20 protein-coding genes are annotated in these 21,255 nt (G+C 69.1%); 7 read left to right on the top strand and 13 right to left on the bottom strand.

The window, feature by feature from the left end; all coding sequences use genetic code 11:
• Positions 1-59: 59 nt before the first annotated feature.
• The 13 genes from QZV97_RS10415 to QZV97_RS10355 all read right to left on the bottom strand — a co-directional run bounded on the left by QZV97_RS10415 (position 60) and on the right by QZV97_RS10355 (position 13,759).
• On the bottom strand, positions 60-1,253 hold the full coding sequence (locus tag QZV97_RS10415; RefSeq protein WP_295641715.1) for a hypothetical protein: 1,194 nt from the start codon (positions 1,251-1,253) through the stop codon (positions 60-62).
• A gap of 8 nt (positions 1,254-1,261) precedes the next feature.
• Complete coding sequence (locus QZV97_RS10410; RefSeq protein WP_295641714.1) at positions 1,262-3,628, bottom strand: ATP-dependent helicase; 2,367 nt, start codon at positions 3,626-3,628, stop codon at positions 1,262-1,264.
• Between the two features lie 807 nt (positions 3,629-4,435).
• Positions 4,436-5,650, bottom strand: coding sequence for a site-specific integrase (locus QZV97_RS10405; protein ID WP_295641713.1), 1,215 nt, complete (start codon positions 5,648-5,650; stop codon positions 4,436-4,438).
• Positions 5,651-5,826: 176 nt separating this feature from the next.
• Positions 5,827-7,296 carry a ribonuclease G gene (rng, locus tag QZV97_RS10400; RefSeq protein WP_295641712.1) on the bottom strand — a complete coding sequence of 490 codons (1,470 nt, stop codon included), beginning with the start codon at positions 7,294-7,296 and terminating at the stop codon, positions 5,827-5,829.
• Between the two features lie 97 nt (positions 7,297-7,393).
• Complete coding sequence (locus QZV97_RS10395; protein ID WP_295641711.1) at positions 7,394-8,020, bottom strand: Maf family protein; 627 nt, start codon at positions 8,018-8,020, stop codon at positions 7,394-7,396.
• A gap of 14 nt (positions 8,021-8,034) precedes the next feature.
• Positions 8,035-8,505 carry a 23S rRNA (pseudouridine(1915)-N(3))-methyltransferase RlmH gene (gene rlmH, locus QZV97_RS10390; RefSeq protein ID WP_295641710.1) on the bottom strand — a complete coding sequence of 157 codons (471 nt, stop codon included), beginning with the start codon at positions 8,503-8,505 and terminating at the stop codon, positions 8,035-8,037.
• Positions 8,502-9,200 carry a ribosome silencing factor gene (gene rsfS, locus QZV97_RS10385; protein ID WP_366558904.1) on the bottom strand — a complete coding sequence of 233 codons (699 nt, stop codon included), beginning with the start codon at positions 9,198-9,200 and terminating at the stop codon, positions 8,502-8,504. The genes rlmH and rsfS overlap by 4 nt, the downstream gene beginning before the upstream one ends.
• On the bottom strand, positions 9,197-9,823 hold the full coding sequence (nadD, locus tag QZV97_RS10380) for a nicotinate (nicotinamide) nucleotide adenylyltransferase (protein ID WP_295641709.1): 627 nt from the start codon (positions 9,821-9,823) through the stop codon (positions 9,197-9,199). Before nadD ends, rsfS begins: the two co-directional genes overlap by 4 nt.
• A complete protein-coding gene (hemF, locus tag QZV97_RS10375) occupies positions 9,820-10,743 on the bottom strand; it encodes an oxygen-dependent coproporphyrinogen oxidase (protein ID WP_295641708.1) in 924 nt (307 codons plus the stop codon). The genes nadD and hemF overlap by 4 nt, the downstream gene beginning before the upstream one ends.
• The gene (locus tag QZV97_RS10370) at positions 10,740-11,342 is read right to left on the bottom strand and encodes a 1-acyl-sn-glycerol-3-phosphate acyltransferase (protein ID WP_295641707.1); all 603 of its coding nucleotides are present in this window, start codon (positions 11,340-11,342) and stop codon (positions 10,740-10,742) included. Before QZV97_RS10370 ends, hemF begins: the two co-directional genes overlap by 4 nt.
• Positions 11,339-12,628 (bottom strand): phosphoribosylamine--glycine ligase, encoded by a 1,290-nt coding sequence (gene purD, locus QZV97_RS10365; RefSeq protein WP_295641706.1) that lies wholly within the window; start codon positions 12,626-12,628, stop codon positions 11,339-11,341. Before purD ends, QZV97_RS10370 begins: the two co-directional genes overlap by 4 nt.
• Positions 12,629-12,635: 7 nt before the next feature.
• Entirely contained in the window at positions 12,636-13,013 is a 378-nt protein-coding gene (locus tag QZV97_RS10360; RefSeq protein WP_295641705.1) for a four helix bundle protein, read from the bottom strand.
• Positions 13,014-13,030: 17 nt separating this feature from the next.
• Positions 13,031-13,759 (bottom strand): YebC/PmpR family DNA-binding transcriptional regulator, encoded by a 729-nt coding sequence (locus QZV97_RS10355; protein WP_295641704.1) that lies wholly within the window; start codon positions 13,757-13,759, stop codon positions 13,031-13,033.
• A 68-nt stretch (positions 13,760-13,827) separates the two neighbouring features.
• On the opposite strand from QZV97_RS10355, the gene QZV97_RS10350 reads away from it, so the two are divergent.
• The 7 genes from QZV97_RS10350 to QZV97_RS10320 all read left to right on the top strand — a co-directional run bounded on the left by QZV97_RS10350 (position 13,828) and on the right by QZV97_RS10320 (position 21,057).
• Positions 13,828-15,363 (top strand): helicase HerA-like domain-containing protein, encoded by a 1,536-nt coding sequence (locus QZV97_RS10350; protein WP_295641703.1) that lies wholly within the window; start codon positions 13,828-13,830, stop codon positions 15,361-15,363.
• Positions 15,364-15,394: 31 nt separating this feature from the next.
• Positions 15,395-16,165: a class I SAM-dependent methyltransferase gene (locus tag QZV97_RS10345; RefSeq protein ID WP_295641702.1), complete on the top strand. Its 771-nt coding sequence runs from the start codon at positions 15,395-15,397 to the stop codon at positions 16,163-16,165.
• On the top strand, positions 16,162-17,520 hold the full coding sequence (locus tag QZV97_RS10340; RefSeq protein WP_295641701.1) for an NAD(P)/FAD-dependent oxidoreductase: 1,359 nt from the start codon (positions 16,162-16,164) through the stop codon (positions 17,518-17,520). Before QZV97_RS10345 ends, QZV97_RS10340 begins: the two co-directional genes overlap by 4 nt.
• A gap of 2 nt (positions 17,521-17,522) precedes the next feature.
• The gene (locus QZV97_RS10335) at positions 17,523-18,551 is read left to right on the top strand and encodes a hypothetical protein (RefSeq protein ID WP_295641700.1); all 1,029 of its coding nucleotides are present in this window, start codon (positions 17,523-17,525) and stop codon (positions 18,549-18,551) included.
• Complete coding sequence (locus tag QZV97_RS10330) at positions 18,548-19,384, top strand: MipA/OmpV family protein (protein WP_295641699.1); 837 nt, start codon at positions 18,548-18,550, stop codon at positions 19,382-19,384. Before QZV97_RS10335 ends, QZV97_RS10330 begins: the two co-directional genes overlap by 4 nt.
• A gap of 4 nt (positions 19,385-19,388) precedes the next feature.
• Complete coding sequence (locus tag QZV97_RS10325) at positions 19,389-20,141, top strand: lysophospholipid acyltransferase family protein (protein WP_295641698.1); 753 nt, start codon at positions 19,389-19,391, stop codon at positions 20,139-20,141.
• Between the two features lie 136 nt (positions 20,142-20,277).
• Complete coding sequence (locus tag QZV97_RS10320) at positions 20,278-21,057, top strand: glycosyltransferase family 2 protein (RefSeq protein WP_295641697.1); 780 nt, start codon at positions 20,278-20,280, stop codon at positions 21,055-21,057.
• Positions 21,058-21,255: the final 198 nt, after the last annotated feature.

The raw sequence follows: 21,255 nt of genomic DNA, 5'->3' as shown, positions 1-21,255 counted from the left end.
CCACCGCAAAAATCGGGTGGCGTCTGTGGTCCACGAGCTACAGCGCCGCGCGCGCGGCTTCACGGAACCGGCGGCGGCTCGATTCGATGGGTGTGGTCCTTGCCTGCCGGCTTCGGACAGTAGTACCTGGAGTCGCAGGCGACACAAGTATCAGGGTCGCTGCACGAGGGCACCCAGGCCTGAAGAATGTCACCGCCACCGATCTCGTTCTGCAGGCGGCGTTCGATGTCCACGACGACGCCGTCGAACGCCGCCTCGGCTACGCGCTTGCTGTCCTCGGTGACAGCGATGACGCGCAGCGCGCGCCGCAGTCGGAACGCTTCAGACAGTTCGCGGCCCGCGACCGTCCCCGGACGCGCGGTTGTGAGAGCGTAGTAGTCGGGCGACCCTCGCACCGGGGTCACGTCCGTGACGCCACGCTGCACCTGGCGGCGGATCTCGATCACATCGGTCGTGCTTGGCAGCAGTTCGTTGACGTACAGCACGACGCCGGCGATCACCGGCTTCGCGTCCGGGCGCCTTGCACGCAACCAACCATACATCTGGATCTGCCAGTCGTGCTGCTGCCAATACGACTCCTGTCCGGTCCCGACCTCGGGCCGCGCCGCGCCCTTGTAGTCGACGATCACCTCGTACTCGCCCGGTACCGCAACACCTTGCGCGTTGAGCACCTCCTCGACGGCCGCGCGGATGAGGTTCGCGGCCGGCACGCTGGCGAGGCTGACGTGCGTCAGGACGTCGGCGACGCCCGTGACGCCATAGCGCTCGGCGCGCAGCCCTGTCGTGCCAGCCGGCATCGGACGAGAACCTGCCAGCGGTTCCTCGGCAAAGACAACCAGCGGGAACAGGTGCGGACCGACGATGTTGATAGCTTCGGCCGCTCGCGCGTACGCGGTCATGCGTGCGTCTCGGTTGCGCGGGATCTTGCCCTGTACGGCCAAGACCGCTTCGACCCGGCGCCCGATCTCCCCGATGTCGTGATCAGGCAGACCTTTCCCACCGATGCGCTCGTCCCATTCGATCACGCTGCTCGGCCACGGCAGCGGGATGTTGCGCTCCTTCCAGAGCGTGTAGGCCATCTCAAGGACGCCGTGGATGAACTCGCCGAACCACAACTGCACCGGTCGGGCGGGTGGCAGTGCACTGCCGTTCTGGTACCGATACTGCAGGCCGCAGCGCAGATAGGCCAGCAGATCACCGGTCAGGCTGTAGTTCGGAATCGTCGTAGGTTCGTGTCGTGCAACGAGCGCCATGTGCAGTCCTAGATCAGTTCGAGCGGCATCATTTCCGGCCGGGTCGGCGCACCCCGCTTTAGTGCGGGGTTGTCGTTGCGCCAGGACCAGCCCCCGTCCCGACGCCAGAAGGTCGCGATGTTCTGTACGGTGGTGGCGTACTCGATGTTCTTCGTCAAGCCGACCAACATCAATCCGACCTGAGCGCGGCTGAAGGCCACGTAGTACAGACGCATCAGGTCGTCGAACGTGCGGTCGATGTCCGTGCGCGCAACGCGCAGTTTTCCGACGCCGGTGAAGGGCGCCATGCCGGACTCCATCAAGACCGTCGACGACGAATCGCGCGGAAAGCGCTTGAACGCCTGCTTGGCATGGTTGGACTTGAACTCCGATCCCACGTCGACGATGACGAGGGGGTATTCCAGCCCCTTCGATTGATGGATCGTCATGATGCCCAACCGGTTGCGCGGCACGGCAAACATCAGATCCTCGTCGACCTCAACTTCCGTCTGCGCTATCGGCGAGAGCAGGTCGTAGAAGACCGACGTCCGGCTCTGGCTGTCGTGCGGCGCCGTGTTCAGGATCGCGAACCCGTAGCCGGAATAGTGCGCGCCCTGGACCACACAGCGCATGATCGCTTCAAGGTAGACCAGATGCTCCGGGTCTCGCTGGAACTCCGGAATCCACACGATCAGCTTGTAGAGCAGGTCCAGCAGCGGGATCTCGTTGGGCCAGTCTTCCCCGCTGGACGTCCTTCTCGCCCGCCAGCCTTGCACATAGTGCCGCAGGGAGGAACGCGCACTCGCCGGCACCGGGTTCGTCGCGATGAAGGCTTCGGCCGCCTGACGCCAAAGCGGTACATAGCGTTGGGTGTCGCGGTTCAGATAAAGCGTCGTCTCCAGCCTATCGGTCGGATCAAGGCAGAGCAGCACCAGTCCCAACAGTCGTTGCACGTTCAGGATGTCGCGCAGATCCTGGCCACGCGGGTTGAACACACCAAGGCCGGCCGCCTCCAGGTGTTGGCGAACCTGGATGGGAAGGCGCTCGACGGGTCCATCGTTGCTGTCCTTGTACTCACGCACGCTCGAAGCGAGCAGCAACGCGTCGCCGAGCGCGCCACCTTGCGCCTGGCTACGCAAGACAGCACCAGTACCGGGAATCCGTCGACCCTCACCTTGGAAAACGTCGAGAAGAAACTGGGACAGGTCTGCGGACAGGTCGTCCAGCGAGTCCCTGAACAAGCCGAGGATCGGGATGTCGCGGCCAGGGTTGTACTCACGGATCGGCGGCTTGCCCGCGACCCGCGCGGCGACGAACGCGGGATCGTGCGTCGCGAAGGTGTTGAAGAACCGGACGATCTCGGGCGTCGAGCGGTGGTTGGTCGAGAGGTAGACCATCTCGCTCTCGGCGCCGGGCAACTGCTGTGCGAAACGCGCCTGGAAGTTCGTAAACAGTTCAACCGTCGCGCCACGGAATCGGTAGAGTGCTTGGTCGTCGTCGCCGACGATGGCGAATGCGCACCCAGACTGCCTGACCAACTCGAAGTAGATGGCCTCTTGCATCGGGTTCGTGTCCTGGTACTCATCGACGAGCAAGGCGGACAGCGGCGTCAACTGACCGTACAGTCGCCCGGAGCGCAGGCCTCCGAGAATCCGCTCGGAGCACAGCGAGAAGTCGAACATCTGCCGATCCTGCAGGTATTCGCGGTATTGCTGCAACAGGGCGGCTTGCGCCTGTTGCGCCGCACCGCTGCCACGGTAGCCGTCGGGATCGACCAGATCCTGGATCAACCGATTGTTCACGCTGATCGAAAGATTGCCGGCGTCCGCCTGGTTGCGAGGGGCCTGGCGTTCAAAGTTGTATTGCGCCAGGTAGGAGTCCATCGTCGCCTGCCCGCCGGTTCGGTAGGCCGGTGCGAAGACCTTGCGCCGAAACACGAAGTTAGCCGCGAACTCTTCGAGCATCACAGGTGTGGGCGAGCCCACAATCCGCGTCTTGCCAAGCCAGAGTTGGCAGAAACTGTCCAACGTGCCCGCCTGAATCGCGTTGATGTCCAGACGATTGAGCCAGTTCAGCTTCGGCGTGTCTGCGGCGAGCCTGGCACGTTCGGCAAAGTGATCGACTAGCGAGATTCCCCATCCGAGCAGGCGGCTCGAGAGTTCACCGGCCGCCTTGCGGGTGAACGTCGTGATCATCACGGACTCGGGCTGCATCCCATCAACGAGCACATGCCGGAGTGCTCGCAGGACCAGCACCGTGGTTTTGCCCGATCCGGGCCCGGCCACGATCATGAGCGCCGAATCGGTGCCGTGGCTCACGCAGGTACGCTGCGGATCGTTCAATTCACGCCCGAGCACGTCGTGAACGGCAGCGGTGAAGTCTTCAAGTGAAATCAAGTTGCCCCTCCCCATCGGCATTGGCGCCTCGACGGTCGTGGTGCGTCGAGATCGGCTGCGAGTCATTCTCCTACCTCGACGAATGTGGCAGCGTTCCACCGGCAGCGCAAGGGAACCGGCTTGATCACTGCGCCGCCCGAGTCCGACGTGGATTCGTTCCGCACACCAGGTGCCTCGGATTGCTATCGGTCAGACGGCTACGACGAAAGCACCTTTAAGGCCGCACGCCCCGCCGCCCTGGGCGCCCCATGAAACGCGAGCAACATGCTCGCCATCTCGTTGCTTTCGCAGTACAGGTAGGCCAAGGGAAACTTCTGGGCACCGGCCAGGCACCGCCCATCAGGTAGTAGGCCTGATGGACGCCAACCTCGTAGCGATTGATTCGGGTGAAAGGAACGAATTCATCAAGTCCGGCGGCGATGCCCAGATCTATTGGGCTCAGGCCGCTCGCAAGCCTCGCTTGCTTGAGCAGTTTGGTCCAGACCTGTCGCGGGCACCGTCGCCCCGCGATCGAGACACCGGCCCTTGCCCAAGGCATAGCGTCACCCACACTGGGCAGGAGCGCTCACCGCCGCAACCAGGCGTCGGGCGACAGCGTGCGTCCGACGATCGACAACGGAGGTTCGCTAGCGCCGCGCGAGACTACGTCAGCGACGAGCTAAGAAGCGGACGGTCGAGCTCTCAAATCGAACTTCAGCTATCAGTCTATGACCAAGCACTCGAACAGACCCCCGTTCGTACATCAGCCTCCCTGTGCGAAGTCCCGGCGGGCCGGCGGGCCTTCTGCCCGAACGCGGCGAACCTTTGCTACATCGGTCGCTGCTTCGGATCGCAGCGCTCCAGGAACTCCGCCCATTTTTCCAGCGCCTCTCGCCTCTCCTCAAAGTACGTGTGCCGGTCGTAGATCCCTTCGACACCCGACAGCTTGTGATTCAGGCACATCTCCGAGATGTCCCGCGGCACGCCCAGCGCGCGCATGTGCGACTTCATCGTGCTGCGCAGGTCGTGCGGCGTGAAGCGGCGCACGGCGGGCTCCTCGGTCCGCAGCCAGTGGTCGATGGCCTCTCGCAAGGTGTCCTTGTTGAGGTGGGTGTCGCCGCCGTGGCGCGCGGCTCGGCTGCGTGAATGCGCGGGCAGCACGTAAGCCGATTCGCCGGCCAGCGTGCGCAGTTCCTTGAACCAGTCGACCACGCCCGGGGCCAGCGGGATGTCCATCGCCGCACCGGTCTTGCTCTTCGGAATGTGCCACTGCGCGCCATCCAGGTCGACATCCACCCACTTCGCCTGATAGATCTCGGCGCTGCGCACGGCAGTGGCCAGCAGGATGCGGATGGCCAGCGCATTGCGCCGGCGCAGCTCGGCAGCCAGCAGCAACTGGATCTCGTCGCGCGTCAGCATCAACCGCTGTCGCTTCGGCGGGCGCTCACCCAGCAATGCCGACAACATGATCCCGTGGCACGGGTTCACGTTGATCAGCCGCTTGCCGCACGCGTGCGTGAACAGGCACTTGGTGGTGATCAACAGCATGTTCGACTCGCCCCAGGTCAGACCGCTGCCCTCGATGAGGGCGACGACATCGGAGGCCTCGATCTCGCGCACCGTCAGCGCGCCGAGCTTCTTCTCCACGCGCTTCAGGTGCCGGCCGTAGCTCACCTGCGTGCTGTGCGCCAGGCTCACCAGCTTCTTGGCGCGGTAGTCCTTGGCCAGCTCGCGCACGGTCCAGTCCTTCGCGGCCGTGGCCTTGGCCTTCTGCTTGTCGGCAGCGGGGTTGCGGCCCTGCATGATCTCGGCGCGCTTGATGGTGGCGATGCCGCGCGCGTCGGCCAGGCCGATGTCTGGGTAGCGGCCGATGGTCAACTCGCGGCGGCGCCCACCGTGGCTGTAGCGAAGCACCCAGCCCGCCGCGCCACCGGCTGACAGGGTGAAGGTCAGCCCACCACCGTCAGCCTTGGCGAGCGGCTCGCCCGCCTTGATCCAGTGCCGGATCTGAAGGTCCGTCAGCCTGCCTCGCTCTCCTGCCATGCCCAGCTCCTTGGCACCGGATCGCAGCTACCACTCTAGCTACCATTCCAGCTACCAAATTCTGGTGGGACAGAGTGGGACTTCAAGAGTCCCCAAGAAGCGCTGAAACCCGGAAACGCCAGGATTCATGCGGGTTTGCGGGTGGCGAGTGGGTCGGCGTGAGACGCCGTGAAACCTCACATCAGAACAATGTCGTACTGCTCCGGCGACAGCCCCGGCTCCGTCTGCAGCGAGACCGGCTTGCCGATGAAGTCCGAGAGCCCGGCCAGGTGCTGGCTTTCCTCGTCGAGCAGCATCTCGACGACCGCCGCGCTGGCGACGATGCGGAACTCCCTGGGGTTGAACTGCCGCGCCTCGCGCAGGATCTCGCGCAGGATGTCGTAGCAGACGCTGCGCGGCGTCTTGACCTGGCCCTTGCCCTGGCAGGTCGGGCAGGGTTCGCACAGCAGGTGGGCCAGGCTCTCGCGGGTGCGCTTGCGCGTCATCTCGACCAGCCCCAGCTGCGTGAAGCCGCTGACGGTGATCTTGGTCCGGTCGCGCGCCAGCTGCTTGCGCAGCTCGGCCAGCACCGCGTCCTGGTGCTCGTCGCGCGCCATGTCGATGAAGTCGATGATGATGATGCCGCCCAGGTTGCGCAGCCGCAGCTGCCGCGCGATGGCCTGCGCGGCCTCGAGATTCGTCTTGAAGATGGTGTCGTCGAAATTGCGCGCGCCGACATAGCCGCCGGTGTTGACGTCGATGGTCGTCAGCGCCTCGGTCTGGTCGATGATCAGGTAGCCGCCGCTCTTGAGGTCCACGCGCCGCGCGAGCGCGCGCTCGATCTCCTGGTCGACGCCGTACAGGTCGAAGATCGGCCGCTCGCCGCTGTAGTGCTCGAGCCGGGCGACCGAGGTCGGCGTGTACTGCTCGCCGAAGGCCTTGAGCAGTCCGTACTGCATCAGCGAGTCGATGCGCACCGAGTGCGTCTGGTCGTGCGTCAGGTCGCGCAGCACGCGCTGCACCAGGCTCAGGTCCAGGTGCAGCAGCGTGCCGGGCGCGGCCTTGAAGGCCCGCTCGCGGATCGCGGCCCAGGTCTTGCGCAGGTAGGCGATGTCGTCGGCCAGTTCGGCGTCGGTCGCCTCCTCGGCGTTGGTGCGCAGGATGAATCCGCCGCCCTTGCCCGGCTCACCGTCGCCGGCCAGGGCCTGCATGCGGCTGCGCAGCTGCTCGCGCAGCTCCTGCGAGCCGATCTTCTGGCTGATGCCGATGCGGTCGTCCTGCGGCAGGAAGACCAGCAGCCGCCCCGCGATGCTGATCTGCGTCGACAAGCGCGCGCCCTTGGTACCGATCGGGTCCTTGATGACCTGGACCACCAGCGTCTGGCCTTCGAACACCTGCTTCTCGATCGGCGGCGGCGCGGCCGCCTCGCGGCCCGGCACCTCGTCGCGATGCAGGTCGGCGACGTGCAGGAAGGCAGCACGCTCCAGGCCGATGTCGACGAAGGCGCTCTGCATCCCGGGCAGCACCCGCGCCACCCGGCCGGCGTAGATGTTGCCGACCAGGCCGCGCTCGAGCGTGCGCTCCAGGTGCAGCTCCTGCACCGCGCCGTTCTCGATGACCGCGACGCGGGTCTCCTGCGGCGACCAGTTGATGAGGATGTCTTGCACGAGCCGGATGGTATCCGGGGTGTGATCGGTGATCGGTGCCGACGTCCGCCACACCGGATCACGGATCACCGATCACCGACTACAGATCACCGCCCACTCAGAACTGCCACCCCAAGGGCCGCAGCAACTGCGCCGTCTCGAACAGCGGCAGACCCATGATGCCGCTGTAGCTGCCCTCGATGTGCTCGATCCACGCGCCGGCCTGGCTCTGGATCGCGTAGGCGCCGGCCTTGCCCTGCGACTCGCCGCTGGCGACGTAGCGCACGATCTCGTCGCTGGCCAGGACCCGCAGCCGCACGACCGACTGCTGCACGACGACCTGCGGCGCGAAGGCCGGGTGCGGCCCCTCGACGACCGCCACGGCCGTCAGCACGCGATGCGTGCGCCCCGACAGCGCCTCCAGCATGTGGGCCGCGTCCTCGTCGTCGGCCGGCTTGCCCAGGATGCGCTCGTCCGCGCCCTCGCCCAGCACCACGGTGGTGTCGGCGCACAGGATCGGCGCCGCCGGCAGGCCGCGCTGCGTCAGGCGCGCGCGCGCCGCCGCCAGCTTGGCCAGCGTCACGCGCTCGACGTAGGCGGCGGCCGCTTCGCCGGCGATGCCGTGCTCGAGCGCCTCGCTGTCCTCGTCGGCCGCGGGCAGCAGCAGTTCGTGGCGCACGCCGATCTGCGTCAGCAGCTGGCGCCGGCGGGGGCTCTGCGAAGCCAGGTAGAGGAGCTTGGTCACGCGTCGTCGGGCGACTAGTCGCGGTGGTAGGGATGCCCGGCGTTGACCGACCAGGCGCGGTACAGCGCCTCGGCGAGCAAGACGCGTGCAAACGCATGCGGCAGGGTCAGGTCCGACAGCCGTAGGCTTTCATCGGCCGAGGCCTTCAGCTCGTCGTCCAGTCCGTCGGGCCCGCCGACCAGCAAGGCGACATCGCGGCCGTCGTGCTGCCAGGCCAGCAGTCGATCGGCCAGCTGGCGCGTCGTCAGCCGCGTGCCGCGCTCGTCCAGCACGACGCGCCGCGCGCCCCGGGGCACCGCGGCCTCGATGCGCTGCGCCTCGGCGGCCTTCATCGCGTCGACGGTCCTGCCCTGCGTGCGCGGCTCGGCCTTGACGGCCTTCAGTTCCACGCGCCAGTCGGGCGGAAAGCGCTTGAGGTAGTCCTCGCAGGCCGCATCGGCCCAGTCCGGCAGTCGCTGGCCGACCGCGACCAGCGCCAGCTTCATGCGCGGCGCGGACTCTTGCGGGCCGGAGCAGCCTTCTTCTTCGCCGGGGCGGCGCGACTCTCGACCTGGCGTGCCGGGGCCTTCTTCGCCGGCGCCTTCGCGGGGGCGCGGCCGGCGAACGGCTTCGCCGCCTTCCTGGCCGGCGCCGCGGCCTGCCTTGCCGGCGCCGCGGGCTTCTTCTTCGCCGGTGCGGTCGCCGGCTTGCGGCTGTCCGCATTGCGCGGCGCCGCCTTGCGCGATGCCGACTTGCGCGATGCCGACTTGCGAGACGCCGGCTTGCGCTCCGGCTCGGGCTCGGAGGCCTTGACCAGCCGCGTCGTCGTCTCGCCGAACTTCATCTTCACCGCCTTGCCGCCCCAGATCTCCTCGAGGTGGTAGTACTGGCGGATCGCCGGCTGCATGATGTGCGCCACCGCGGCGCCGCAGTCGACGATGATCCACTCGCCGTTGTCCTCGCCCTCGGTGCGCATGACCGGAAAGCCCTTGGTCTTGACTGCATCGCGCACGCTGGCGGCCAGGGCCTTGGTCTGCCGGTTGCTGGTGCCGGACGCGACGATCACACGCTCGAACAGCGGCGAGAGGTGCTCGGTGTTGAAGACCTGGATGTCCTGGGCCTTCACGTCCTCGAGGCCATCGACGATGGCGCGTTGCAGTTTGCGGATATCCATGTGCTGCGGGGCGGTCTCCGTGTTCATGCCGGATCGGGATCGGTCCGGTCGGTGTAGAGGTGGTGGCGGTCAATATAGCGTGCGACTTCGGGCGGCACCATCGCGGGAACCAGCCCCTGCGCCGGGCCTCCGGCCGCCAGGTGGGCACGGATCGCGGTGGCCGACACGTCGACCGGCGGCATCGGCAGGCGTTCGACCCGATGCGGCACGGCCTCCAGGGCCGGCGGCGGCGGGCGCACCGCACCGCGGCCGGCGACGGCCAGCGTGACGCGGCCCACCAGCTGCCGCCAGGCATGCCAGGTCGGCAGGCGCTGGTACTGGTCCTCGCCGATCAGCAGGTAGAGCTCGGCCTCGGGCCGTTCGGCCTGCAGCTCACGCACGGTGTCCAGCGTGTAGCTCGGGCCGCTGCGGCGCAGCTCGCGCTCGTCGAGCAGGAAGCGCGGCTCGCCGGCGATGGCCGCCCGGACCATCGCGGCGCGGTGCTCGCTGTCGGCCAGCCGGTGCTGGCGCTGCCAGGGCTGGCCGGCCGGGACCCAGCGCAACTCGTCGAGCGCCAGGTGCGCGAGCGCGGTCCGCGCCAGCTGCAGATGGCCGACATGCGGCGGGTCGAAGCTGCCGCCGAACAGGCCGACTCGCAAGGCCGTGCTCAAGCCCAGTCCCGCGGCCGCAGGAAGTCGCTGTACAGCCGCGCCTCGGGCGTGCCGGGCTCGGGGTGCCAGTCGTAGCGCCAGGTCACCGACGGCGGCATCGACATCAGGATCGCCTCGGTGCGCCCGCCCGACTGCAGGCCGAACAGCGTGCCGCGGTCCCACACGAGGTTGAACTCGACGTAGCGGCCGCGGCGGTAGGCCTGGAATTCGCGCTCGCGCTCGCCGTAGGGCGTGTCGCGGCGGCGCTGCACGATCGGCAGGTAGGCGGAGACGAGCGCATCGCCGACGGCCTGCATCATCTCGAAGCTGCGCTCCATGCCCAGCTCCGAGAAGTCGTCGAAGAACACGCCGCCGACGCCGCGCGGCTCGTTGCGGTGCTTGAGGAAGAAGTACTCGTCGCACCACTGCTTGAAGCGCGGGTACTTGTCGTCGCCGAAGGGCGCGAGCGCGTCGCGGCAGGTGGCGTGGAAGTGCGCCGCGTCCTCCTCGACGCCGTAGTAGGGCGTGAGGTCCATGCCGCCGCCGAACCAGCCGACCGTCTCGGTGCTGCCATCCGGCAGCGGCTTGTGCGCCGCGAACATGCGCACGTTCATGTGCACGGTGGGCACGTGCGGGTTGCGCGGGTGGAAGACGAGCGACACCCCCAGCGCCTCGAAAGGCGCACCGGCCAGCTCGGGCCGGTGCTGCGTCGCCGACGGCGGCAGCTTGCGCCCCTTGACGTGCGAGAAGTTGCAGCCGCCGCGCTCGAGCAGCGTGCCGCCCTCGATCAGCCGCGACAGGCCATCGCCTTCGAGCGCGCCGCCGGGCTCGCGCGTCCAGCCGTCGCTGAGGAAGGGCTGGCCGCCCTCGGCCTCCAGCGCGGCGACGATGCGCGACTGCAGGCCCAGCAGGTAGGCGCGGACGGTGGCGGTGGCTATCATGGGGCTGCGAGTGTGACAGGGGCGGCGCGCTCGGGCCGGCGGGCGCGCACGCCCTGCAGATGGCCGGCGATCAGCGCCATGTCGCGCACCGGGTCGCCGCTCAGCGTCACGAAGGTCTGCACGCCGACCTCGCGCCGGCCCCAGTCCAGCGTCACCAGGCCCAGCGGCACGTCGGCCGCCAGCACCAGGTGGTAGAAGCCGGAGCGCCAGTGGTCGCGGTAGCTGCGCGTGCCCTCGGGCGACAGCGCCAGCCAGAAGAGCTGGCCGTTCGCGCGCGCCGCGCGCAGGCGCTCGGCCATCTCCTGCACCACGCCCTGCGGCGCGCTGCGGTCGACCGGAATGCCGCCGACCGCGCGCATCCAGCGGCCGAACACGGGATAACGGAACAGGCTGTCCTTGCCCCAGAACTTGACCGGCAGCCCGATCGCCCACTTCGCGAGCAGCCCGACCGGGAAATCCCAGTTCGAGGTGTGCGGGTAGACGATCAGCACGCCCTGCAGCGCCGGCAGGCCGTCGAAGCGCACGCGCCAGCCGGCGGCGCGCAGCAGGACCTGCGCGAGGCGGTTGCCGCGGAAGTGGATCGCCGCCGTGGCCGTCACCGTTTGATGGCGCGGTGCCCGATGTCGCGCCGGTACTGCATGCCGTCGAAGCGGATGCCGGCCAGCGCCTCGTAGGCCCGCACCTGCGCCACCTTGGCCGACTCGCCGAGCGCGGTGACGCACAGCACGCGGCCGCCGCTGGTCACCAGGTCCTTGCTCAGCCGCGAAGTGCCGGCGTGGAAGACCATCGCGTCGTCCGCCTCGGCCGGCAGGCCGGTGATGACGTCGGCCTTGCGCGGATGCTCGGGGTAGCCGTGCGCGGCCATCACCACGCCGAGCGCGAAGCGACGGTCCCATTGCAGCTCGACCTGATCGAGCGTGCCATCCGCAGCGTGCGTCAGCACGTCCAGCAGGTCGCTCTTGAGCCGCATCATGATGGGCTGCGTCTCGGGGTCGCCCATGCGGCAGTTGAACTCCAGCGTCTTCGCGTGGCCCTGCGCGTCGATCATCAGGCCGGCATAGAGGAAGCCGGTGTAGGGGATGCCGTCCTTGGCCATGCCGTCGAGCGTCGGCTGGATGATGTCCTTCATCACCCGGGCGTGGATGTTGGGCGTGACCACCGGCGCCGGCGAGTAGGCGCCCATGCCGCCGGTGTTGGGGCCCTGGTCGCCGTCCTGCAGGCGCTTGTGGTCCTGGCTGGTGGCCAGCGCCAGCACATGCTTGCCGTCGGCGATGACGATGAAACTGGCTTCCTCGCCGGCGAGGAAGTCCTCGATGACGACGCGCGCGCCACCGGCGTTGTTCGCGACGTCCAGCTTGCCGCCCGTGCCCGTGCCCAGCATCCAGTCGATCGCCGCATGGGCCTCGGCCGTGGTCGAGGCCACGACGACGCCCTTGCCCGCCGCCAGCCCGTCGGCCTTGACGACGATGGGCGCGCCGCGCCCGTCGACGTAGGCGTGCGCCGCCGCCGCGTCGGTGAAGCTCTCGTAGGCCGCGGTCGGGATGCCGTGGCGCTTCATGAAGTCCTTGCTGAAGGCCTTGGAGCTTTCCAGCTGTGCGGCCGCCTGCGTCGGCCCGAAGACCCGCAGCCCGCGCGATCGGAACAGGTCCACCACGCCCGCCGCCAGCGGCGCCTCGGGGCCGACGACGGTGAGGACTATCTTCTCGGTCTGCGCAAAGTCGGCCAGCGCATGGATGTCGGTGATCGCGACGTTCTTCAATCGCACGTCCGTCGCCGTGCCGCCATTGCCCGGCGCCACGTAGACCATCTGCACCTTGGGCGACGCGGCGATCTTCCACGCCAGCGCATGCTCGCGGCCACCGCCGCCGATCACGAGAACTTTCATGTTGTGATCAGTGATCGGTGATTTGTGATCGGTGGCTCTTGGCTTCGATGGATCGTCGCAGGGCGGTCACCGGCCTCGCGACATCCGATCGAGCCTCCAGTGTCTTGCATGTTTGCTTCATGAAACCCAGCGACGTCGCCAACTCCATTTGAGTGTCCAGTTCTGCAAGCGACCCGAGCGCAATGCTCAGGAAGTGCGCGAACTCCTTGCTCGACCGCCGCGCTGCGCCTTCGGCAATATTGCTCGGTACCGAAACCGCAGCCCTGCGCATCTGCAAGGCCAAACCAAAACGCTCGTCCGGCGGAAAACCCGCCGTATCCGCATAGACCTGCTTCACCAGCGCCATCTCCAGCTTCCAGGCCTCGAGATCCCGGTGCGTTCCCACAGATCACCGATCACCACTCACTGATCACCAATCTCTGCGTTATGGAACACGGCCTGCGTGTCGTCCAGGTCCTCGATCACGTCCAGCAGCTTCTGCATGCGCTGCGCATCCTCGCCGCTCAGCGCAATGGTGTTCTCGGCCCGCATCGTGACCTCGGCGACTTCGGCCTTCAGCCCCGCGGCCTCGAGCGCCGTCTTGACCGCCTCGAAGTCGGGCGGCGCGCACAGCACCTCGATCGCGCCGTCGTCATCGGTGACCACGTCCTCGGCGCCGGCCTCCAGCGCCACTTCCATGACCTTGTCTTCCGACGTGCCGGGCGCAAAGACGAACTGCCCGCAGTGCTTGAACTGGAAGCTCACCGACCCGTCGGTGCCCATGTTGCCGCCGTACTTGCTGAAGGCGTGCCGCACCTCGGCCACCGTCCGCACGCGGTTGTCGGTCATGGTGTCGACGATGATGGCCGCGCCGCCGATGCCGTAGCCCTCGTAGCGGATCTCCTCGTAGCTGGCGCCTTCGAGGTTGCCCGAGGCCTTGTCGACGTTGTACTTGATGCGGTCGGCCGGCATGTTGGCCGCCTTGGCCTTGTCGATCGCCAGCCGCAGGCGCGGGTTCATCGACGTGTCGCCGCCGCCCTGGCGGGCCGCCACCGTGATCTCGCGGATGATGCGGGTCCAGATCTTGCCGCGCTTCTCGTCCTGTCGGCCCTTGCGGTGCTGGATGTTGGCCCATTTCGAGTGGCCGGCCATGTTGTTCTCGATTCGGAAAGCTTAGGATTGCGGCGATTTTATTCGACACCCTTGCAAGGAACCCTCTCATGGCCGGACCGCTCCTGCTCGCCAAGCACGGCGACGTCGAATGCGCGCTGCTTCCGCAGCTCGCCAACCGTCACGGCCTGATCACCGGCGCCACCGGCACCGGCAAGACCATCACCCTGCAGGCGCTGGCCGAGCAGTTCAGCAAGATCGGCGTGCCGGTCTTCCTGGCCGACGTGAAGGGCGACCTGAGCGGCATCGCCCAGGCCGGCACGATCGGCGAGAAGATCGGCAAGATCCTGAAGGACCGCGGCCTCGAGGCCCCTGCCCCCTTCGCCTGCCCGTCGACGCTGTGGGACGTTTTCGGTACCCAGGGCCACCCGGTGCGCGCCACCGTCTCCGACATGGGCCCGCTGCTGCTGGGTCGCATGCTGGCGCTCAACGAGACCCAGCAGGGCGTGCTGAGCCTGGTGTTCAAGATCGCCGACGACAACGGCATGGCGCTGCTGGACCTGAAGGACCTGCGCGCGATGCTGCAGTTCGTCGGCGACAACGCCAAGCAGTTCCAGACCGAGTACGGCAACATCAGCGCAGCCAGCGTCGGCGCGATCCAGCGCGGGCTGATGCAGGTCGAAGAACAGGGCGGCGACAAGTTCTTCGGCGAGCCGATGCTCGACATCGGCGACTTCATGCAGACGGTGGATGGCAAGGGGGTCATCAACATCCTGGCCGCCGACAAGCTGATGAGCTCGCCGCGCCTGTACGCGACCTTCCTGCTGTGGATGCTGAGCGAGCTGTTCGAGACGCTCCCCGAGATCGGCGATCCCGACAAGCCCAAGCTGGTGTTCTTCTTCGACGAGGCCCACCTGCTGTTCAACGAGGCGCCCAAGGCCCTGATCGAGCGCATCGAGCTGGTCGTGCGGCTGGTGCGCTCCAAGGGCGTCGGCGTCTACTTCGTGACGCAGAACCCGCTGGACGTGCCCGACACCGTGCTGGGCCAGCTGGGCAATCGCGTGCAGCACGCGCTGCGCGCCTTCACGCCGCGCGACCAGAAGGCCGTCAAGTCGGCCGCCGAGACCATGCGCCCGAACCCGGGCCTCGACATCGGCGCGGCGATCACTGAGCTGGCGGTCGGCGAAGCCCTGATCAGCCTGCTCGACGAGAAGGGCCGCCCCGGCATCACGCAGCGCGTCTTCGTCATCCCGCCCGGCAGCCAGATCGGCCCGATCACGCCCGAGCAGCGCCAGAAGCTGATCCAGTCGTCGCTGGTCGCCGGCGTCTACGAGAAGGTCGTCGACCGCGAATCGGCCTACGAGAAGCTCAAGGGCCGCGCCGAGGCCACCGCCGATGCGGCCGACGAGTTGCAGGCCCAGGCCAAGACGGGCGGCACCGCCAGGGGCGCACCGGCAGAGGAAGGCGGCGGCCTGCTCGGCGGCCTGGGCGGCATCCTGTTCGGCTCCACCGGCCCGCGCGGCGGCAAGCGCGAAGGCCTGGCCGAGTCGATGGCCAAGTCGGCCGTGCGCACCATGGGCACGACGGTCGGCCGCGAGATCATCCGCGGCGTGCTCGGTGGGCTGCTGGGCGGCAAGCGGCGCTAAGAGCCGGTGCCGGCCTTGCGATAATCCGTCGATGACCGGTCCCTCCCCGAACGCGCCCCTCCGACCCGACGTTCTCGCCCCGCACGCCCCGCTGAGCGACTACTACGGCGACGAGGACGACCACCAGCGCTTCCTGAAGCGCATCTTCGACGAGACCGCGCCCGACTACGAGCGCATCGAGCGCCTGCTGGCGCTGGGCAGCGGCCCCTGGTACCGCCGCAAGGCGCTGGAGCGCGCCGGCCTGAAGGCCGGCGACCAGGTGCTCGACGTCGGCATCGGCACCGGGCTGGTCGCGCGCGAGGCGCTCAAGCTGATCGGCCCGGGCGGCAGCCTGGTCGGCGTCGACCCGAGCGCCGGCATGATGAGCCAGGTCGGCCTGCCCGGCGTGCCGCTGCTGCAGGGCCGCGCCGAGGCCCTGCCCCGCGAGGACGCCAGCGCCGACTTCGTGAGCATGGGCTATGCGCTGCGCCACCTGGCCGATGTCAGCGCGGCCTTCGCCGAGTTCCACCGCGTGCTGCGTCCCGGCGGCCGCCTGCTGGTGCTGGAGATCACGCGGCCGACCGGCCGCATCGCCACCGCCGCCCTGCGCGGCTACATGCGTGCGGTGCTGCCGCTGGTGGCCGGTGCCGTCGCGCGGCGCCAGGGCACGGCCCAGCTGTGGCGCTACTACTGGGACACCATCGAGGCCTGCATCCCGCCCCAGGCCGTGATGGACGCGCTGCGCGCCGCCGGCTTCACCGACGTGCGGCGCCACGTCGAGCTGGGCATCTTCTCGGAATACACGGCGACCCGACCCGCATGAACGCGACGCCCTCCTCCACCCCGGACGTCGAGGCCTGCGACGTCTTCGTCATCGGCGGCGGACCGGCCGGCTCCACCGCGGCCACGCTGCTGGCGCGCCAGGGCCGCAAGGTCGTGCTGACCGAGAAGGCGCAGCACCCGCGCTTTCACATCGGCGAGTCGCTGCTGCCGTCCAACGTGGCGCTGTTCGACCAGCTCGGCGTGCGCCAGCAGGTCGAAGCGATCGGCATGCCCAAGTGGGGCATCGAGTTCGTCTCGCCGGAGCACACGCACCGCAGCTACCTCGAGTTCGCCGAGCAGTGGGACAAGCGCCAGCCCTATGCCTGGCAGGTGCGGCGCTCCGAGCTCGACGAGCTGCTGTTCCGCAACGCCGCGAGCTGCGGCGCGAGCACGCTCGAAGGCTGCCGCGTGCGCGACGTGGCCTACGACGACGACGGCGCCACGGTCACCGCCGAGCTCGACGACGGCGCCGGCGGCAAGACCAGCAGGCAGTGGCGCGCCCGCTACGTCGTCGACGCCTCCGGCCGCGACACCTTCATGGCCAACAAGCTGCGCTGCAAGGAGAAGAACCCGGCGCACAACAGCTCGGCGCTGTTCGGCCACTACACCGGCGCGCGGCGCCTGCCCGGCATCAAGGAAGGCAACATCAGCATCCTGTGGTTCGAGCACGGCTGGTTCTGGTTCATCCCGCTGGCCGACGGCCAGACCAGCGTCGGCGCGGTGTGCTGGCCCTACTACCTGAAGTCGCGCGACAAGCCGCTCAAGGACTTCTTCGACGACACCATCGCGCTGTGCCCGGAACTCGCCGACCGCCTGAAGGACGCCACGCTGGTCGGCCACCAGGTGCACGCCACCGGCAACTACTCCTACATCGCCTCGCACGCCGCCGGCGGGCGCTACGTGATGCTGGGCGACGCCTACACCTTCATCGACCCGATGTTCTCCTCGGGCGTCTACCTGGCGATGCACAGCGCCTTCGACGCCGTCGACCTGGTCGCGACCACGCTCGACCGCCCGGCCGAGGCCGCGCGCGCGCGCAAGGTCTTCGAGAAGCGCCTGAAGATCGGCCCGAAGGAGTTCTCGTGGTTCATCTTCCGGGTCACCAACCCGACGATCCGCGAGATGTTCATGTACCCGGCCAACCCGCTGCGGGTCAAGGAAGCGCTGCTCTCGCTGCTGGCCGGCGACCTGTACGGCAACAGCCCGATCAAGCCCTCGCTGTGGGCCCTGAAGGGCATCTACTACATGATCTCGATCCGCAACTGGCGTCGCAGCTGGGCCGGCTGGAAGCGCCGGCACCGCAACATCGAGGACATGGGGCCGCTCGCCGGCGAGAACATCCTCGAGGCGCGCTGACCGTGGCGGCCACCACCCTGAGTCCGCGACTGAGCGTCCGGCGTCTCGCGGCCTCGGCCTGGTCCGCCCCCGGCGTGCCGTCGGCGCTGGGCGGGCTGCTGTACGACCTGCAGGCGCCGATCGGCATCGACTCGCCGGCGGGTGTCGCGACGCGCCGCCTGCTGCAGGACGGCCCGATGCTCGACGCCTGGTGCAGCGACGGCCCGCTGCTCGCCGGCCGCAGCGGCTGCGTGCGCTGGCGCCACAACGGCCACTGGCTCTATGGCGCGCTCGACCTCGACGAGCACGGGCAAGACCTCGAGGCGCTGGCGCGCCGCGCCTACGGCGACGTCTTCGCCACGCTCGACCAGACCGGCTTCACCCACCTGCAGCGGATCTGGAACTACCTGCCGCACATCAACGCCGATGCCGCCGGCACCGAGCGCTACCGGCGCTTCAACGCCGGCCGGCAGCAGGCCTTCCTCGACGCGCGCCGCCCGGCCTTCGAGGGCGCGCCCGCGGCCTGCGCCCTGGGCACGCGCGAAGGCCCGTTCTGCGTGCGCTTCCTGGCCGGCCTGCGGCCCGCGCTGCCGGTCGAGAACCCGCGCCAGGTGTCGGCCTACCACTACCCGCGCGACTACGGCGTGCGCAGCCCGACCTTCTCGCGCGCGGCGCTGGTCGAGGCCGGCGCCGACCAGGTCGCGCTGCTGATCTCGGGCACGTCCAGCATCGTCGGCCATGCCAGCGTGCACGCCGGCGACGTGCTGGCGCAGACGCGCGAGACGCTGAACAACCTGCGCGCCGTCGTCGCCGCGGCCAATGCGCGCGGCGATGCGCGCTTCGACCTGGCCACGCTGGAGGCGACCGTCTACGTGCGCCATGCCGAGCAGGCGCCGTCGGTGCGCGCCACGCTCGAGGCCGAGGTCGGCGCCGCGACGCCGTTCGCGCGCCACGCGCTCTACCTGGAAGCCGACATCTGCCGCAGCGACCTGCTGGTCGAGATCGAGGCCCACGCCTTCGCCGCGGGTCGGATCGACCGCGTGGGCGCATGAGCCGGCGCCTGCGGCGGGCGGCCGCGCTGGTGTCCGGTGCCGCGCTCGCCCTGCCCGCCCTGCCCACCGCGGCGGCCGAGCGTCCGCTGTGGGAACTGGGCCTGGGCGTCGGCGCGCTGCGCCTGCCGCACTACCGCGGCGCCGACCAGTCGCACGCCTGGCTGCTGCCGGTGCCCTACCTCGTCTATCGCGGCGAGATCTTCAAGGCCGACCGCGACGGCGCGCGCGCCGTGCTGGTCGAGACCGACCGCTTCGACTTCGACCTCAGCGCCGGCGCCGGTGCGCCGACGCGCAGCGAGGACAACGACGCACGCCGCGGCATGGACGACCTGGCCCCGACCTTCGAGCTCGGCCCCAACCTCAACTGGACGCTGTCGCGCGGCACCGGCTGGAAGCTCGACCTGCGCGCCCCGCTGCGCGCCGCCTTCACGCTCGAGTCCAAGCCGCGGGCCATCGGCTGGGTCGCCACGCCCAACGTCAACCTCGACCTGCCCGACGTCGGCAACTCCGGCTGGAACCTCGGCATGCTGGCCGGCCCGGTGTTCGGCAGCCGCCGCTACAACGCCTATTTCTACGACGTGCCCGAGGCCGACGCCACGCCCGGACGCCCGGCCTACCGCGCCCGCGCCGGCTACGGCGGCCTGCAGTTCGTGGCCGCGCTGTCGCGGCGCTTCGACCGCAGCTGGGCCGGCCTCTTCGTCAAGTTCGACAGCCTGCACGGCGCGCGCTACGGCGACAGTCCGCTGCTGCGCCAACGCGAGCACCTGTCCTTCGGCATCGCCTACAGCTGGATCTTCGCGACGTCGTCCGCGCAGGTGTCGACCAGGGACTGAAACGGTGGCGCACCTGCTGAAGCTGCCGCTGACCCTGTGGCTGCACGCCCAGCTGCTGCTGCTGGGCGTGATGTCGACAGTCTGGAACCTGGTCGCGCTGCTGCTGTACCCGCTGCTGCCGCGCGAGCGCGGCCTGGTCGTCGGCCGCGCCGGCATCGCCTACGGCTACCGCCTCTACTGGGCGCTGGCGCGCCTGAGCGGCATGATCCGGCTCGACGCCCAGGTGCTGGACGCGCTGCGCGACGAGCGCGGCCTGATCGTCGTGGCCAACCATCCCAGCCTGCTGGATGCGCTGATGCTGGTGGCGCGGCTGCCGCACAGCGCCTGCATCATGAAGGCCGGCCTGATGCGCAACCCCTTCCTCGGCGCCGGCGCGCGGCTGGCGCGCTACATCCGCAACGACTCGCCGCGCGGCCTGATCCGCCTGGCCGTGCAGGACCTGCAGCGCGGCGGGCAGCTGGTGATCTTTCCCGAAGGCACGCGCACCACGCGCCAGCCGGTCAACCCCTTCATGCCCGGCGTGCCGCTGATCGCCAAGCTGGCCGGTGCGCCGATCCAGACCGTCTTCATCGACACCGACTCGCCCTACCTCGGCAAGGGCTGGCCGCTGTGGCGCCTGCCGCCGCTGCCGATCCGCTTCTCGGTGCGGCTGGGCGAACGCTTCGCGCCCGAGGACGACACCGACGCGCTGCTGGCCCGGCTGGAGGCCTACTTCGCCGCCGGCGTCAAACCGCGCAGCGCGCCCGCCGCCGCATGAGCGCGCCGGGCCGCTCCCAAGCGCGAATCCCGGAGCGCTCTGCGCGGAGGGTAGTCCAGTGAGCGCCGCCGCGCCGGGCCGCCCCAAGCAAGGCGCCACCCTCGCGGAGGGTCGATCGCCGCGCTCGGCGAGCGGGGTGTCGTCATCCTCGTCGGCCACCCACTTGGTGCTGATCCCGAGCTACGACACGGGACGCCAGCTCGCCGAGACCATCGCCGCGGCGCGCGCGCAGTGGAACCCGGTGTGGGTCGTGATCGACGGCAGCACCGACGGCACGGCCGAGGTCGCGCAGCGCATGGCCGCCGTCGACACCGGCCTGCGCGTGCTGGTGCTGCCGCACAACCAGGGCAAGGGCGCGGCCGTGCTGCACGGCCTGCGCGCGGCGCAGCAGGCCGGCTACACCCACGCGCTGACGATGGACGCCGACGGCCAGCACCCGGCCGCGCTGATCGGCGACTTCATGCAGGCGTCGATCGCGCGGCCCGACGCGATGATCCTGGGCCACCCCGTCTTCGACGCCAGCGCGCCGCTGCTGCGCGTGCGCGGCCGGCGCGTGTCCAACTGGTGGACCAATCTGGAAACGCTGGGCGCCGGCGTGGCCGATTCCTTGTACGGATTCCGGGTCTATCCGGTCGCGGCGCTCGCGGCCGTGATGGCCCGCCAGCCCTGGATGCGCCGCTTCGACTTCGACACCGAGGCCGTCGTGCGCCTGGCCTGGCGCGGCGTCAAGCCCATCAACCGCGACGCCCCGGTCAAGTACCTGAGCGCCGACGAAGGCGGCGTCTCGCACTTCCGTTACGTCCGCGACAACGTTCTGCTGACGTGGATGCACACGCGGTTGATGGTGGAGTTCCTGCTGCGGCTGCCGGGGCTGATCGCGCGGCGGCTACGAGGCCGGCCGCCGTTTCAGGACTGACTCGGCTGCCGGCCTGAGGCAGCCGGCTGGCGCGAGGCGTCAGCTTCCATCCGTTGAAATTTAGGTCGCCTATCGCACCGCTCGGCGTCCCGGCCGCACGTACGAAGATGGAACTTTCTAGAGGAGAGCCGAGGCCGTAGCATGGCTCTATGCCGTTTCGTGTGGAACGCGACAGTCTCATCTGACGGCTGCGGCGGC

This window comes from uncultured Methylibium sp. (assembly GCF_902826655.1).
Lineage (GTDB): Bacteria > Pseudomonadota > Gammaproteobacteria > Burkholderiales > Burkholderiaceae_C > Methylibium.
Note: the sequence above shows the minus strand (reverse complement) of the source record. Positions and strands in the feature narration are given on the sequence as shown.